At 67.9% G+C, this 13019-nt stretch carries 12 protein-coding genes; 5 read left to right on the top strand and 7 right to left on the bottom strand.

Annotation, left to right across the window (positions count from 1 at the left end):
• Positions 1–7: 7 nt before the first annotated feature.
• Entirely contained in the window at positions 8–661 is a 654-nt protein-coding gene (locus tag K1Y73_RS04575; protein ID WP_225026798.1) for an OmpA family protein, read from the bottom strand.
• Positions 662–795: 134 nt separating this feature from the next.
• The gene (locus K1Y73_RS04570; RefSeq protein WP_225026797.1) at positions 796–1632 is read right to left on the bottom strand and encodes a methylated-DNA--[protein]-cysteine S-methyltransferase; all 837 of its coding nucleotides are present in this window, start codon (positions 1630–1632) and stop codon (positions 796–798) included.
• 107 nt (positions 1633–1739) lie between these two features.
• Between K1Y73_RS04570 and nth the strand changes: the two genes are divergently transcribed.
• The gene (gene nth, locus K1Y73_RS04565; protein ID WP_225026795.1) at positions 1740–2381 is read left to right on the top strand and encodes an endonuclease III; all 642 of its coding nucleotides are present in this window, start codon (positions 1740–1742) and stop codon (positions 2379–2381) included.
• The gene (locus K1Y73_RS04560) at positions 2378–3361 is read left to right on the top strand and encodes an adenosine kinase (RefSeq protein WP_225026794.1); all 984 of its coding nucleotides are present in this window, start codon (positions 2378–2380) and stop codon (positions 3359–3361) included. Before nth ends, K1Y73_RS04560 begins: the two co-directional genes overlap by 4 nt.
• 38 nt (positions 3362–3399) lie before the next feature.
• Here K1Y73_RS04560 and K1Y73_RS04555 read toward each other — a convergent pair whose 3' ends face one another.
• Together K1Y73_RS04555 and K1Y73_RS04550 are read right to left on the bottom strand one after the other, a co-directional pair.
• Positions 3400–4386, bottom strand: coding sequence for an aldo/keto reductase (locus tag K1Y73_RS04555; protein ID WP_225026793.1), 987 nt, complete (start codon positions 4384–4386; stop codon positions 3400–3402).
• Entirely contained in the window at positions 4386–5705 is a 1320-nt protein-coding gene (locus tag K1Y73_RS04550; protein WP_225026792.1) for a serine hydroxymethyltransferase, read from the bottom strand. The genes K1Y73_RS04555 and K1Y73_RS04550 overlap by 1 nt, the downstream gene beginning before the upstream one ends.
• A gap of 100 nt (positions 5706–5805) precedes the next feature.
• Here K1Y73_RS04550 and K1Y73_RS04545 point away from each other — a divergent pair, with 100 nt between their 5' ends.
• Positions 5806–6684, top strand: a complete 879-nt coding sequence (locus tag K1Y73_RS04545; protein ID WP_225026790.1) for a LysR family transcriptional regulator — start codon at positions 5806–5808, stop codon at positions 6682–6684.
• A 38-nt stretch (positions 6685–6722) separates the two neighbouring features.
• Here the strand turns inward: K1Y73_RS04545 and deoD are convergent, their stop codons facing one another.
• From deoD to K1Y73_RS04530, 3 genes are all read right to left on the bottom strand, one after another.
• Complete coding sequence (gene deoD, locus K1Y73_RS04540) at positions 6723–7424, bottom strand: purine-nucleoside phosphorylase (RefSeq protein ID WP_225026788.1); 702 nt, start codon at positions 7422–7424, stop codon at positions 6723–6725.
• A gap of 135 nt (positions 7425–7559) precedes the next feature.
• The gene (locus K1Y73_RS04535; protein WP_225026787.1) at positions 7560–7946 is read right to left on the bottom strand and encodes a DUF6455 family protein; all 387 of its coding nucleotides are present in this window, start codon (positions 7944–7946) and stop codon (positions 7560–7562) included.
• A 120-nt stretch (positions 7947–8066) separates the two neighbouring features.
• Positions 8067–10073 carry a protein meaA gene (locus tag K1Y73_RS04530; RefSeq protein ID WP_225026786.1) on the bottom strand — a complete coding sequence of 669 codons (2007 nt, stop codon included), beginning with the start codon at positions 10071–10073 and terminating at the stop codon, positions 8067–8069.
• 145 nt (positions 10074–10218) lie between these two features.
• Here K1Y73_RS04530 and K1Y73_RS04525 point away from each other — a divergent pair, with 145 nt between their 5' ends.
• A complete protein-coding gene (locus K1Y73_RS04525) occupies positions 10219–11589 on the top strand; it encodes a 1-acyl-sn-glycerol-3-phosphate acyltransferase (RefSeq protein ID WP_225026785.1) in 1371 nt (456 codons plus the stop codon).
• 106 nt (positions 11590–11695) lie between these two features.
• Positions 11696–13000, top strand: a complete 1305-nt coding sequence (gene ccrA / locus K1Y73_RS04520) for a crotonyl-CoA carboxylase/reductase (protein ID WP_225026784.1) — start codon at positions 11696–11698, stop codon at positions 12998–13000.
• Positions 13001–13019: the final 19 nt, after the last annotated feature.

The raw sequence follows: 13019 nt of genomic DNA, 5'->3' as shown, positions 1-13019 counted from the left end.
CGCGATGTCAGTTGGTCGGGCGGATGATGATCTCGACCCGGCGGTTCTGCGCGCGGCCTTCGGCGGTCAGGTTCGACGCGACGGGCTGGTCTTCGCCGCGGCCATAGGCCGACAGACGCCCGGCCGGCACGCCGGCATTGCGCAGGATCGTCGCGACCGAGCTGGCGCGGCGCTGCGACAGGTCCATGTTGTAGGAGGCAGCGCCCGTGCTGTCGGTATGGCCGATGACTTCGATCCGGCTTTGCGGATAGCGCAGCAGCGACGAGGCGACGGTGCGCAGATCGCCGGTCAGATCGGGGCGGACCGAGGCGCTGTCGGTGGCGAACAGCAGATCCTGCGGCATGTTGACGACCAGATAGTCGCCGTAATTCGTCACAGAGATGCCCGGCGACAGCTGGCTGCGCAGTTCGGCGGCCTGCTGGTCCAGGCTTTGGCCGATCACCGCGCCGGTGCCGGCGCCCAGGGCGGCGCCCAGCAGCGCGCCCTTCAGCTTGTCGTCCCCGTCCGAGACCGCAACGCCCGCCGCCGCGCCCAGGATGCCGCCCATGATGGCGCCGTTCTTGGTGCGGGCGTTCGGATCGTCGGGATAGGCGTTCGGATCGACGCAGGCCGTGGTCACCAGAACGCTGGCCGAGGCCAGAAGGAGGGGAAGTCTTGTCATTGCTCGCTGCCCTTATTCGCTACGCATCTGCGATATGTGCCGGCCCGTGCCGGTCTGGCGCCAGACTATAGCATGCATGGGCATGCGAAAAGCTTTGCCATGCCTTGGGCGGCGATCCGCCAATGCCCTGGCGGTCACAAGCCCGTGCGCGCGGATTCCCAGGCCAGGATCGCGCGCTTGCGCGGCAGGCCCCAGTGATAGCCGCCCAGGCCCCCGTCGCGGCGGATGGCGCGGTGGCAGGGGATCAGGAAGGAAATCGGGTTGCGCCCGACGGCGGTGCCCACGGCGCGATGCGCGGTCGGATGGCCGATGGCGCCGGCGATTTCGGCATAGGTCGTCACATGTCCGGTTGGAATGGCCATCAGCGCCTCCCAGACCTTGATCTGGAACGGCGCGCCGATCAGGTACAAGGGCGTCGTGCCAGAGGTGCCGGCGCCAAAGGCGCTTTGCGCCCAGGACCGCAGCATGGCCGGATCTTCGACATAGCGCGCCTTGGGCCAGCGCGCGGTCAGATCCAGCAGCGCCGCCTCGGCGCCCATCGTATCGGCAAATCCGATGCCGCAGATGCCCTTCTCGGTGCCCATGACCAAAGCCGGGCCGAAGGGGCTGTCGAACCAGCCCCAATAGATCACCAGCCCCTCGCCGCCGCGGGCATAGTCGCCGGGCGACATCGCCTCCCAGGTCAGGAACAGATCATGCAGCCGCCCGGTGCCCGACAGGCCCAGCTCATGCGCGGTGGAAAGCAGCGTGTGCCGTTCGGCCAGCAGCCGGCGGGCGTGGCCGATGGTCAGATATTGCTGGTAGCGCTTGGGCGAGACGCCGACCCATTGGCTGAAGGTGCGCTGGAAATGCGCGGGCGACATGTTCATGCGCTGCGCCAGCCCCTCCAGCGACAGGCCGGGGTCTGCGTCGATGATGTCAAGCGCGCGGCCGATGACGGCGTAATGATAGCTGGGCGACTGGTCGGTCATGGCGGCCTCCTTCTGCCCTTCAGATAGCGCCCCGCAGGCCCCGTCGCGACCCGATTCCTGCGGCTTTCCCGCTTGTCGTGCGGGGGGGCGCCATGGCAGATGGGGCCATGGTTCGACAGCTTGATTATGCCGCCATGCAGGCGATCTTCGCCCGGTTCCACGCGCTGGAGCCGGAACCCAAGGGCGAATTGGAGCATCTGAACGCCTTCACCCTGCTGGTCGCGGTGGCCCTGTCGGCCCAGGCGACCGACAAGGGGGTGAACAGGGCCACGCGGGCGCTGTTTCCCATTGCCGATACGCCGCAGAAGATGCTGGCCCTGGGCGAAGAGGGGCTGATCGCGCATATCAAGACCATTGGCCTTTACCGCAACAAGGCGAAGAACGTCATCAAGCTGTGCCAGCGGCTGATCGATGTCTATGGCGGCGAGGTGCCCTCCAGCCGGGCCGCGCTGATGACGCTGCCGGGGGTGGGGCGCAAGACCGCCAATGTCGTCTTGAACATGTGGTTCGGCCAGCCGGCGCAGGCGGTGGATACGCATATCTTCCGGCTGGGCAACCGCTCAGGTCTGGCGCCGGGCAAGGATGAAAGCGCCGTCGAGCGCGCGATCGAAGACAATGTGCCGGCCGAATATCAGCGCCATGCGCATCACTGGATGATCCTGCATGGCCGCTATATCTGCACCGCACGTAAACCCCGCTGTGGCATCTGTCCGATCAACGACCTGTGCCTGTATGAGGAAAAGACATGAAGAATTATCAGGTGATCGGCATCGGCAATGCGATTGTCGATGTGCTTTCGACGGCGGATGACTCGTTTCTGGATCTGATGGGGATCGAGAAGGGCATCATGCAGCTGGTCGAACGCGAGCGCGGCGAGATGCTGTATGCCGCGATGAAGGACCGCCGCCAGGCGCCGGGCGGGTCGGTCGCGAATACCGTGGCCGGGATCGGCGCCCTGGGCCTGTCGACCGCCTTCATCGGCCGGGTGCATGACGATGCGCTGGGGCGGTTCTATGCGCGGTCGATGGCCGAAGAGGGGACGGATTTCGTCAACCCGCCGGTGCCGGGCGGCGAATTGCCCACCTCGCGCAGCATGATCTTCGTCTCGCCCGATGGCGAGCGGTCGATGAACACCTATCTGGGGATTTCCTCGGAACTGGGGCCCGAGGATGTGTCGGATACGGTCGCGGGCCGGGCGCAGATCCTCTTCCTGGAAGGCTATCTTTACGACAAGGACAAGGGCAAGGCGGCCTTCGAACGCGCGGCAAAGCTGACCCGCGCCTCGGGCGGCAAGGCCGGGATCGCGCTGTCCGACCCGTTCTGCGTCGACCGGCATCGCGACAGTTTCCGCCGGCTGGTCAAGGATCTGGATTACGTGATCGGCAATGAACACGAATGGATGAGCCTGTATCAGACCGATCTGTCGGCGGCGCTGGAACAGGCGGCGGCCGATGCGGGCACCGTGGTCTGCACACGTTCGGGCCATGATGTGGTGATCGTGCGCGGCTCGGAACAGGCGGTGGTGCCCGTTCACCGTGTCACCCCCGTCGATGCGACCGGCGCGGGCGACCAGTTCGCCGCGGGCTTCATCTACGGGCTGGCCACCGGCGCGCCTCTGGCAGTGGCGGGCCGCATGGGCTGTGTTGCCGCGGCCGAGGTGATCGGCCATTTCGGCGCCCGGCCCGAGGCCGATGTGAAGGCGCTGTTCCGCGCCGAGGGTCTGATCTGACCGCATCCCGCCCGGGCCCGCGCCGGCGCGCGGGCGCCTTAGCAATACCGCTCGACCGTGCCGGCCATGCCGTCATCGTAGCGGTCGCCCCAGGCCCAGCCCACCGGCAGAAGCTGGTCGATCCGGGCCCGCTCGGCCTCGGTCAGGGTGATCGAGGCCGCGCCCGCCCAGGCGCGCAGGTGATCGGCGCTGCGGGTGCCGGGAATCGGGATCAGGTGGTCGCCGCGATCCAGCAGCCAGGCCAGCGCAAGGGCGGCGGGCGTATGGCCCAGATCGCGGGCATAGGCGTGGAAGGCCTGCAGCCGGGCCAGATTGTGCGGCCAGTTTTCCGGCGCGAAGCGCGGGATGCGGCGGCGCAGATCGCCGGGGGGCAGCCCGGCCGGATCGGGCATCGGCGTGCCGAAGGCGCCGCGCGCCAGGGGCGAGAAGGGCACGAAGGCCACGCCCAGCCGCGCACAAAGCTGGATCAGCCCCAGTTCGGGCTGGCGCGTCCACAGCGAATATTCGTTCTGCACCGCCATGACCGGATGCACCGCATGCGCGCGTTCGACCGTATAGGGCGCCACTTCCGACAGGCCATAGCCCAGGATCTTGCCCTCTTCGACCAGCCTTTGCATCGTTCCGGCCAGATCCTCGGGCGGCACATCCGGCGCATGGCGATGGGCGTAGAACAGGGTGACGTGGTCGACCCCCATCCGCTTCAACGAGCCTTCCAGTTCGGCCCGCAGATGTTCGGGCGAATTGTCGATCCGCTGCGGGCCGTTGCCGCGGGCGAAAGCGGCCTTGGTGGCGATATGCGGCCGGTGCGGGCGGGTGGCCAGCCAGCGGCCGATCACCGTTTCGGCGACCCCCATGCCATAGATGTTCGCCGTGTCGAACAGGGTGATCCCCGCCTCCCAGGCGGCATCCAGCGTGGCCAGGCTTTCGGCTTCGGTGGTCGGGCCGAAAATGCCGCCAAAGGACAGGCAGCCGAAGCCCAGGGCAGAGACAAAGGGGCCCTGGGCCCCGAGACGGCGTTCTTGCATCAGACAGTCATGTAATGAAGCCCCTGGAAGCGGGCGCGCAGCGCGGCCGTGCGGGGGGCAAGGGTTTCCGGTGCGTTGGACCGTAACCCCTCGGCGATCAGCGATGCAAGGGCGGGCGCGTCGGCAGGCGTGACGCCGCGGCGCACCAGTTCCGGCGTGCCGATGCGCAACCCGTTCAGGTCTCCGGCGACTTCAGCGATGGGCAGGCCGATGCCGCAGGCCAGGAAGCCCGCCTTGCGCAGGGTCTTTGACGCGGCCTGACCGCCGCCGAACGCCGCGGCCTGGATGGCGAATTGATGTGATTGCGTGCCGCCCCGGCCGGCGGCGAACAGCGGCAGGCCCTCGGCCTGCAGGGCGGCGGCCAGGGCGCGCGACAGGTCGATCATCGCCGCCGCATAGGCCGCGCCGTGATCGCGCCAGTCCAGCAGGCTCAGCGCCAGGGCGGCGGATTTGGCGGCGTCGAAATTGGCGGTCATGCCGGGGAAGGCGATATGGTCCAGCGCCTGGGCGATTTCGGCGTCATTCGTCACGATCAGCCCGCCGGCCGGGCCGCCCAGCGACTTGTAGGTCGACATGGTCATCAGATGCGCGCCCTCGGCCAAGGGGTTGGCCCAGGCGCCGCCCGCGATGATGCCGCATTGATGCGCCGCGTCGAACAGCACCTTCGCCCCCACCGCATCGGCAATCTCGCGCACCGCGCGCACCGGATGGGGGAACAGGTTCAGGCTGCCGCCGACGGTGATGATCTTCGGCCGCACCCGCTGCGCCAGATCGGCCAGACCGTCCAGATCCAGCGTATAGCCGTCGGCATCGACCGGGGCGGCATGGGTGACCAGCCCGTAAAGCCCCGCGCAGCCCGCCTTGTGATGGGTGACATGGCCGCCAATCGTGCCGGGCGGCGCGATGATCGCATCGCCGGGCCGGGCCAGCGCCATGAAGCCGTACAGGTTCGCCAAGGCGCCCGAGCCGACGCGGATCTCGGCATGGGTCGCCCCGAAGACCTCGGCCGCCAGTTCCGCGGCGATCACCTCGATTTCCTCGATCGCCTCCAGCCCCATTTCGTATTTGTCGCCCGGATAGCCCAGCGAGGGGCGCGAGCCCAGGCCGCGGGCCAGCGCCGCCTCGGCGCGCGGGTTCATGATGTTGGTGGCCGGGTTCAGGTTGAAACAGTCCTGATCGTGGATCTGAGTGTTGCGGGCGATCAGCGCCTCGATCCGGTCGGCCACGGCGGCCGAAGGGGCGGCGGCATCGGCGGCAAGGCGCTGGATATGCGCCTCGCAGGCGGCGGGAACCCAGGGGCGGGGGGCAAGATGGGGCATGGCGGTCTCCTTCGCCGGGCAGGCTAGGGCGGGGCGGGGCTTGCGCGCAAATCAGTTCTTCGGAAAACTAGGGTCAGAAAATCTAAACCAGGATGCGCCCATGCCCGTTGCCCCGCCGCCGCCCCGATCCCTGCCGCTGACCGCGCTGCGCGCGTTTGAGGCCGCGGCGCGGCTGGGCGGCTTTGCCGCGGCGGCGGCCGAGTTGGGGGTGACGCCGGGGGCGGTGACGGCGCAGGTCAAGGCGCTGGAGGAAACGCTGGGGGCGGCGCTTTTCGAGCGCCAGTCCAAGGGCGTGCGGCTGACCGCGCTGGGCGCGGCCGCGGCGGGCGGCATGACCGAGGCTTTCGATGCGCTGGCCCGCGCCGAGGCGGTGTTGCGCGGCCGCGCCGCGCCGCAAGTGGTGCATGTGGCGACGCTGCCCGCCGTGGCGCAGCTGTGGCTGTCACCGCGCCTGCCGGCCCTGCGCGCGGCCGCGCCCGAGATTTCCGTCTCGATCACCGCGCTGGAGGCGCCGCCCAACCTGAAACGCGCGCCCTATGACCTGAGCCTGTTCCCGGCCGAGACGGGCGGGCAGCTGGTGGCGGCGGATGCGATCCTGCCGGTCTGCGCGCCGGCCCTGGCCGCGCGGCTAAAACGCCCGCAGGATCTGGCGGATCTGCCCTGCCTGTCGGATGCCAGCTGGGCCGAGGATTGGCCGCGCTGGCTGGCGGCGGCGGGGGTGGCGATGCAGGCCCGCGGCCCGGTCTTTTCGCTTTACGCGCTGGCAGTGGAAGAGGCGGTGAATGGCGCGGGCGTGCTGATGGGCCATGCGCCGCTGGTCGCGGGCCATCTGGCCGATGGCCGGCTGGTCGCGCCCTTCGCGCTGGCCCTGCCGCTTGCGGCCGGGCTCAGGCTGTGGTCGGCCCGCCCGCTGGCCAAAGGCAGCGCGGCCGCGCGGGTGGCGGCCTTCCTTGCGGCCCGCCCGGGCGCGGCGGTCTGACGGGCGGGCGCCGAGACCCGGGCGCTTGCGCCCGCGGGTCAGCCGAAGGCGGCCCCCAGCGCGATTTCCACCATATCGGCGAAGCTTGACTCGCGATCCGCGGCCGGCAGCGCCTCGCCGGTCAGGATATGGTCGGAAATCGTCAGCACCGACAGCGCCTTCGCGCCATGGCGGGCGGCCAGGATATACAATTCGGCCGTCTCCATCTCGACCGCCAGACAGCCATGGCGGCGCAACTGGTCGGACAGGTCGGGGCGTTCGTCATAGAACGTGTCCGAGGAATAGATCATCCCGACCCGGGTCGGCGCCTTGCCCGCGGCGGCGGCCTTGGCCCGCGCCAGCAGGTCGAAATCGGCGCTGGGGGCGAAGTTCAGCTCGCGGAAGATCGTGGCCGAGGGCGTGTGGACGGTCGAGGCGGTCATCGCCAGAACCACATCGCGCAGGCCCAGATCGGGCTGCAGGGCGCCCGCGCTGCCGATGCGGATCAGCGTCTTGGCGCCGTGGTCGCGGATCAGCTCATTGGCATAGATCGACATCGAGGGCATGCCCATGCCGGTGCCGTGGATCGTCACGCGCTGGCCGCGCCAGGTGCCGGTATAGCCCAGCATGCCACGCACTTCGTTGACCAGAACCGGATTTTCCAGAAAGCGCTGCGCCGCCCAGCGGGCCCGGTAGGGATCGCCGGGCAGAAGCACCGTCTCGGCGATCTCGCCCGGTTTCGCGCCGATATGAAACGTCATCTGATCCCCCTCGCTTTGCGGGCGCCATTAACGGCAGGCACATGCACCAGCACAAGGGGGATAAAAGGCCGAGCATGGCCGAGGCCGGGCACTTAAGGGCGCCCGGTCAGTGGGTTGAGCGGCCAGGTGGTCCGGTCAGGCGGCGCGCGGCAGCGCCGGTTCGGCCATTGTCCGCTGGGCCAGGGCGCGGAATTCCGCCGCATTCGGGCAGAATTCGCGCGCGGCGCGGGCCTCTGCCCCGCCCTGTGCCAGCGCCTTGGCGCAGCGGCCGCGTTGGGCGCAATGGCCGCAGGTCGACAGAAGCTCGACCCAGGTAGGCGCGTCGCGCTGCAGCGCCAAGGGGGTCAGCCCGTGCTGCGCGCCCATCGCCTCGACCCGGTCCGGCAGATCCTGCGGCAGCCGGACAAGCGAGATCAGCTGGTCGCGGCTCATCCCCAGATCGGCCAGATCGCGTTCAGCAAGCGACTCGATCTCGGCAATCTGGGACCAGCGTTGGATGACGGTCTTGAAACGGTCGAACATGGCAGGGCTCCGGGCGTGATCTGCAAGATTGGATCTTGCCCGCAACCTTGCCGCGCTGCGCCGGCCTGTGCCTTGATCTGGCGCAAACCGGCGGCAGGATTTCCGCCCGATGCCCCGGGGTCAGGCCGCCGCCGCCGCCGGATCGACCAGGGCGACGATGTCCATCATGATCCGGTTCAGTTCAAAATCCTTGGGCGTGTAGACGGCGGCCACGCCCATGGCGCGCAACTGCACCGCATCCTCTTCGGGGATGATCCCGCCCACCACGACCGGCACATGCGTCAGCCCGGCGCTGCGCATCCGCTCCATCACATCGGCGATCAAGGGCAGATGGCTGCCCGACAGGATCGACAGGCCCAGCACATGCGCCTCTTGGTCGGCGGCGGCGGTGACGATCTCCTCGGGCGTCAGGCGGATGCCTTCGTAATGAATGTCCATGCCGCAATCGCGGGCCCGCGCGGCGATCTGCTCGGCGCCGTTCGAATGGCCGTCAAGCCCGGGCTTGCCGACCAGGAATTTCAGCCGCCGCCCCAGCCGGGTGGACACCAGATCGACGGCTTCGCGGATCGGCTCCAGCCCCTCGGTGCGGTTCGAGGGGTTCTTCGACACGCCCGTCGGCGCGCGGTATTCGCCGAAGGCCGCGCGGATCACCGAGGCCCATTCGCCGGTGGTGGCGCCGGCCTTCGCGGCGGCGATCGAGGCGGGCATGATGTTTTCCCCCGCATCGGCGGCGCGGCGCAATTCGGCCAGGGCGGCACTCACGGCGGCGGCATCGCGGGCGGCGCGCCAGGCGCGCAGGCGGCCGATCTGATCGGCCTCGGCCGCCGGATCGACGGTCATGATCGCGCCTTCGCCGGTGGTCAGCGGCGAGGGTTCGGTGGTGGTGAAGCGATTCACCCCGACGACGGTGATTTCTTTGGCCTCGATCCGCGCCAGGCGTTCGGAATTCGCCTCGACCAGGCGGGATTTCATATGCTCGATCGCGGCCACCGCGCCGCCCATCGCGTCGATCTGCGCCAGTTCCGCCCGCGCACCCTCTTTCAGCGCCGCCACCTTGCGCTCGATCGCGGGATTGCCGTCGAACAGGTCGTCATATTCCAGAAGATCGGTCTCATAGGCCAGGATCTGCTGCATGCGCAGCGACCATTGCTGATCCCAGGGCCGCGGCAGACCCAGGGCCTCGTTCCAGGCCGGCAGCTGCACGGCGCGGGCGCGGGCGTTCTTCGACAGCGTCACGGCCAGCATTTCCAAAAGGATGCGGTAGACGTTGTTTTCGGGCTGCTGTTCGGTCAGGCCCAGCGAGTTGACCTGCACCCCATAGCGGAAGCGGCGGAATTTCTCGTCTTCGATGCCGTAGCGGGTGGCAAGGATTTCGTCCCACAGATCGGTGAAGGCGCGCATCTTGCACATCTCGGTCACGAAGCGGATGCCCGCATTCACGAAGAACGAGATCCGGCCGCACATGGCGGGAAAGTCGTCGGCGGGCACTTTGGCGCGCAGATCGTCCAGCACGGCCACGCCCGTCGCCAGGGCAAAGGCCAGTTCCTGCTCCGGCGTGGCGCCCGCTTCCTGCAGGTGGTAGCTGCAGACATTCATCGGGTTCCATTTCGGCAGGTGGCGGCCGGTATAGGCCGCGACATCGGTGATCAGCCGCAGGCTGGGCTTGGGCGGGCAGATATAGGTCCCGCGCGAGAGATATTCCTTGATGATATCGTTCTGGACGGTGCCCTGAAGCTTGGTGACATCGGCGCCCTGTTCCTCGGCCACGGCGATATACAGCGCCAAAAGCCAGGGGGCGGTGGCGTTGATCGTCATCGAGGTGTTCATCTGTTCCAGCGGAATCTGATCGAACAGCGCGCGCATGTCGCCCAGATGGCCGACCGGCACGCCGACCTTGCCGACCTCGCCCTTCGACCGCGGATCGTCGCTGTCATAGCCGGTCTGGGTGGGCAGGTCGAAGGCCACCGACAGGCCGGTCTGCCCCTTGGACAGGTTGTTGCGATAAAGCGCATTCGAGGCGGCGGCGGTGGAATGGCCGGCATAGGTGCGGAAGAGCCAGGGCTTGTCGGTCATCTTGGATCCTCGGGTCGCGGGGTGAATCGCCTGCGCGCAATATTGTTTCGTCATGGTCGAGATAGGCGAAAGAATCGCTTAATGTCAATCGCTGCGCTGCGGCAATCGCCGGGGGTTTCACACCCCCGGACCCCCGTGGGATATTTTTGCAGAGAGGAAGAAGGATTGCCCGTTTCCCGGGATGGGCTAGTCTGGCGGGATGTTCGGCAAAGTCGAGGTTCCGGTCTGGCTTCTGACACTGATCCTGGGCTTTGCCGCGATCAGCTTTGCCACGCATTTCCTGTTCCCCTCGGTGCGCTGGTTCTTCCGGCGCCGGGCCGAGCGGGCGCTGATGCGGCTGAATGCGCGGCTGGACCGCAAGATCGACCTGTTCAAGCTGGCCCAGCGGTCCGACATGGTGGCGCGGCTGGCCTATGACGCGCGGGTGATGGAGGCGGCGGCCGAGCATGCGGCCGCAACCGGGGTTCCGGGCGAAGTGGCCTTCGAAGAGGCGCGGCGCTATGCGGGCGAGATCGTGCCCGGCTTTTCCGCGACGGTCTATTTCGGTTTCGGCACCAGGGCGGCCAAGGCGCTGGCGCGGCTTTTGTACCGGGTGCGGGTGGGCAAGGTCGATGCGGCCCTGGCGCGGATCGACCCGCGCGCGACCGTGGTCTTCGTGATGAACCACCGCTCGAACATGGATTATGTGCTGGTGACCTGGCTGGTCGCCGACCGCTCGGCCGTGTCTTATGCGGTGGGCGAATGGGCGCGGGTCTGGCCGCTGTCGGCGCTGGTGCGGTCGATGGGCGGCTATTTCATCCGGCGCAAAAGCCGCAATGCGCTCTATCGCAAGGTTCTGGCGCGCTATGTGCAGATGGCGGCCGAAGAGGGCACGACCCAGGCGATGTTCCCCGAGGGCGGGTTGTCGCTGGACGGGCGGATGGGCGCGCCGAAGCTGGGCCTGCTGAGCTATATCGTCGAAGGCTTCCGGCCCGAGGGGCGCGATGTCGTCTTCGTGCCGGTCGGGCTGGCCTATGACCGGGTGCTTGAGGACCGGGTTCTGGTCGAGGCGGCGCAATCGGGGACGGGGCGGTTCCGCAACCGGCCGCTTTGGGTGGCCTGGTGTGCGCTGGCCTATCTGTGGAAGCGCTGGCGCGGCCGGCTGCGCGATTTCGGCACGGCCGCGGTGGGCTTTGGCGCGCCGATCTCGTTGCGCGACTTTCTGGCCGAGGCGCCCGCCGATCCGGTCGAGGCACTGGGCGCGCGGCTGATGCAGCGGATCGGCGCGGTGATCCCGGTTCTGCCAGTGCCTTTGGTGGCGGCGGCGCTGGGGGCTGGGGCTTCAAGCCGGGCCGAGCTGGCGCAGCGCGTGGCGGCACTGGCCGGCGATCTGGCCGCGGCGGGGGCGGTGGTGAAACTTCCGCCGCAGGGGATCGAGCGGGTGCTGGAGGAAGGGCTGCGGCCCTTGATCGCGCGCGGCCTGGTGACGGCCGATCTGCAGCCGGTGCCGGGGCAGGCGCCGCTTCTGGCCTTCTATGCCAATGCCGTGCCGCAGCGAACCGACCCGAATGCTGCAGCGCCGCGGACATAAAATTACAAAAATACAGTTTATGACTATTGCAAAGTTGCGCGACCAATTCTAACTCTGGGCCCATCGGCGCCGTGATTCTGCGGCGCGGCAACGCAGGGAGCCGGCAATGGCTTTGGACAAGGCGATCGGGGGCGCGGGTGAGATCATGGCCTATGACGCTCCGGTGAAGGATCTGTACGAGATCGGCGAGATGCCGCCTTTGGGGCATGTGCCGGCCAAGATGTATGCCTGGGCGATCCGCCGCGACCGCCATGGCCCGCCGGAACAGGCGATGCAGCTGGAAGTGGTGCCGACCTGGAAGCTGGACAGCCACGAGGTCCTGGTTCTGGTCATGGCCGCGGGGGTCAATTACAACGGCGTCTGGGCCGGTCTGGGCGTGCCGATCAGCCCCTTCGACGGCCACAAGCAGGAATACCACATCGCCGGATCGGATGCCGCGGGCATCGTCTGGGCGGTGGGCGACAAGGTCAAGCGCTGGAAGGTGGGCGACGAGGTCGTCATCCATTGCAACCAGGACGATGGCGATGACGAGGAATGCAACGGGGGCGACCCGATGTTCTCGCCCAGCCAGCGGATCTGGGGCTATGAGACCAATGACGGCTCGTTCAGCCAGTTCACCCGCGTGCAGGCCCAGCAGCTGATGCCGCGGCCGAAGCATCTGACCTGGGAGGAATCTGCCTGCTACACGCTGACGCTGGCCACCGCCTACCGGATGCTGTTCGGCCATGCGCCGCATGACCTGAAGCCCGGGCAGAACGTGCTGATCTGGGGCGCCTCGGGGGGCCTTGGATCCTATGCGGTGCAGCTGGCGGTCACCGCCGGGGCGAATGCGATCGGCGTGATCAGCGACGAGACCAAGCGCGATTTCGTGCTGTCTCTGGGCGCCAAGGGCGTGATCAACCGCAATGACTTCAAATGCTGGGGCCAGCTGCCCAAGGTGAATTCCGAGGAATACAACACCTGGCTGAAGGAAGCGCGCAAGTTCGGCAAGGCGATCTGGGACATCACCGGCAAGAATGTGAATGTCGACATGGTCTTCGAACATCCCGGCGAGCAGACCTTCCCGGTCTCGTCGCTGGTCTGCAAGAAGGGCGGCATGGTCGTGATCTGCGCCGGTACCTCGGGCTTCAACTGCACCTTCGACGTGCGCTACATGTGGATGCATCAGAAGCGCCTGCAGGGCAGCCATTTCGCCCATCTGAAACAGGCGGCGGCGGCGAACAAGCTGATGTGCGAACGCCGGCTTGATCCCTGCATGTCCGAGGTCTTCCCCTGGGCGGAAATCCCGGCGGCGCATACGCTGATGTGGAAGAACAAGCACAAGCCCGGGAATATGGCGGTGCTGGTTCAGGCCCCGCGCACCGGCCTGCGCACCTTCGAAGACACGCTGGAAGCCAGCCGCGGCCGCTAGGCCCCTGCTACACGGCATC

Origin of the sequence: Xinfangfangia pollutisoli (assembly GCF_020179405.1) — a bacterium.
Lineage (GTDB): Bacteria > Pseudomonadota > Alphaproteobacteria > Rhodobacterales > Rhodobacteraceae > Pseudogemmobacter > Pseudogemmobacter pollutisoli.
Note: the sequence above shows the minus strand (reverse complement) of the source record. Positions and strands in the feature narration are given on the sequence as shown.

Coding starts and splice junctions, on each gene's coding strand:
- K1Y73_RS04575 (WP_225026798.1), bottom strand. CDS start 661: ATGACAAGACTTCCCCTCCTTCTGGCCTCGGCCAGCGTTCTGGTGACC.
- K1Y73_RS04570 (WP_225026797.1), bottom strand. CDS start 1,632: ATGACCGACCAGTCGCCCAGCTATCATTACGCCGTCATCGGCCGCGCG.
- nth (WP_225026795.1), top strand. CDS start 1,740: ATGGTTCGACAGCTTGATTATGCCGCCATGCAGGCGATCTTCGCCCGG.
- K1Y73_RS04560 (WP_225026794.1), top strand. CDS start 2,378: ATGAAGAATTATCAGGTGATCGGCATCGGCAATGCGATTGTCGATGTG.
- K1Y73_RS04555 (WP_225026793.1), bottom strand. CDS start 4,386: ATGCAAGAACGCCGTCTCGGGGCCCAGGGCCCCTTTGTCTCTGCCCTG.
- K1Y73_RS04550 (WP_225026792.1), bottom strand. CDS start 5,705: ATGCCCCATCTTGCCCCCCGCCCCTGGGTTCCCGCCGCCTGCGAGGCG.
- K1Y73_RS04545 (WP_225026790.1), top strand. CDS start 5,806: ATGCCCGTTGCCCCGCCGCCGCCCCGATCCCTGCCGCTGACCGCGCTG.
- deoD (WP_225026788.1), bottom strand. CDS start 7,424: ATGACGTTTCATATCGGCGCGAAACCGGGCGAGATCGCCGAGACGGTG.
- K1Y73_RS04535 (WP_225026787.1), bottom strand. CDS start 7,946: ATGTTCGACCGTTTCAAGACCGTCATCCAACGCTGGTCCCAGATTGCC.
- K1Y73_RS04530 (WP_225026786.1), bottom strand. CDS start 10,073: ATGACGAAACAATATTGCGCGCAGGCGATTCACCCCGCGACCCGAGGA.
- K1Y73_RS04525 (WP_225026785.1), top strand. CDS start 10,219: ATGTTCGGCAAAGTCGAGGTTCCGGTCTGGCTTCTGACACTGATCCTG.
- ccrA (WP_225026784.1), top strand. CDS start 11,696: ATGGCTTTGGACAAGGCGATCGGGGGCGCGGGTGAGATCATGGCCTAT.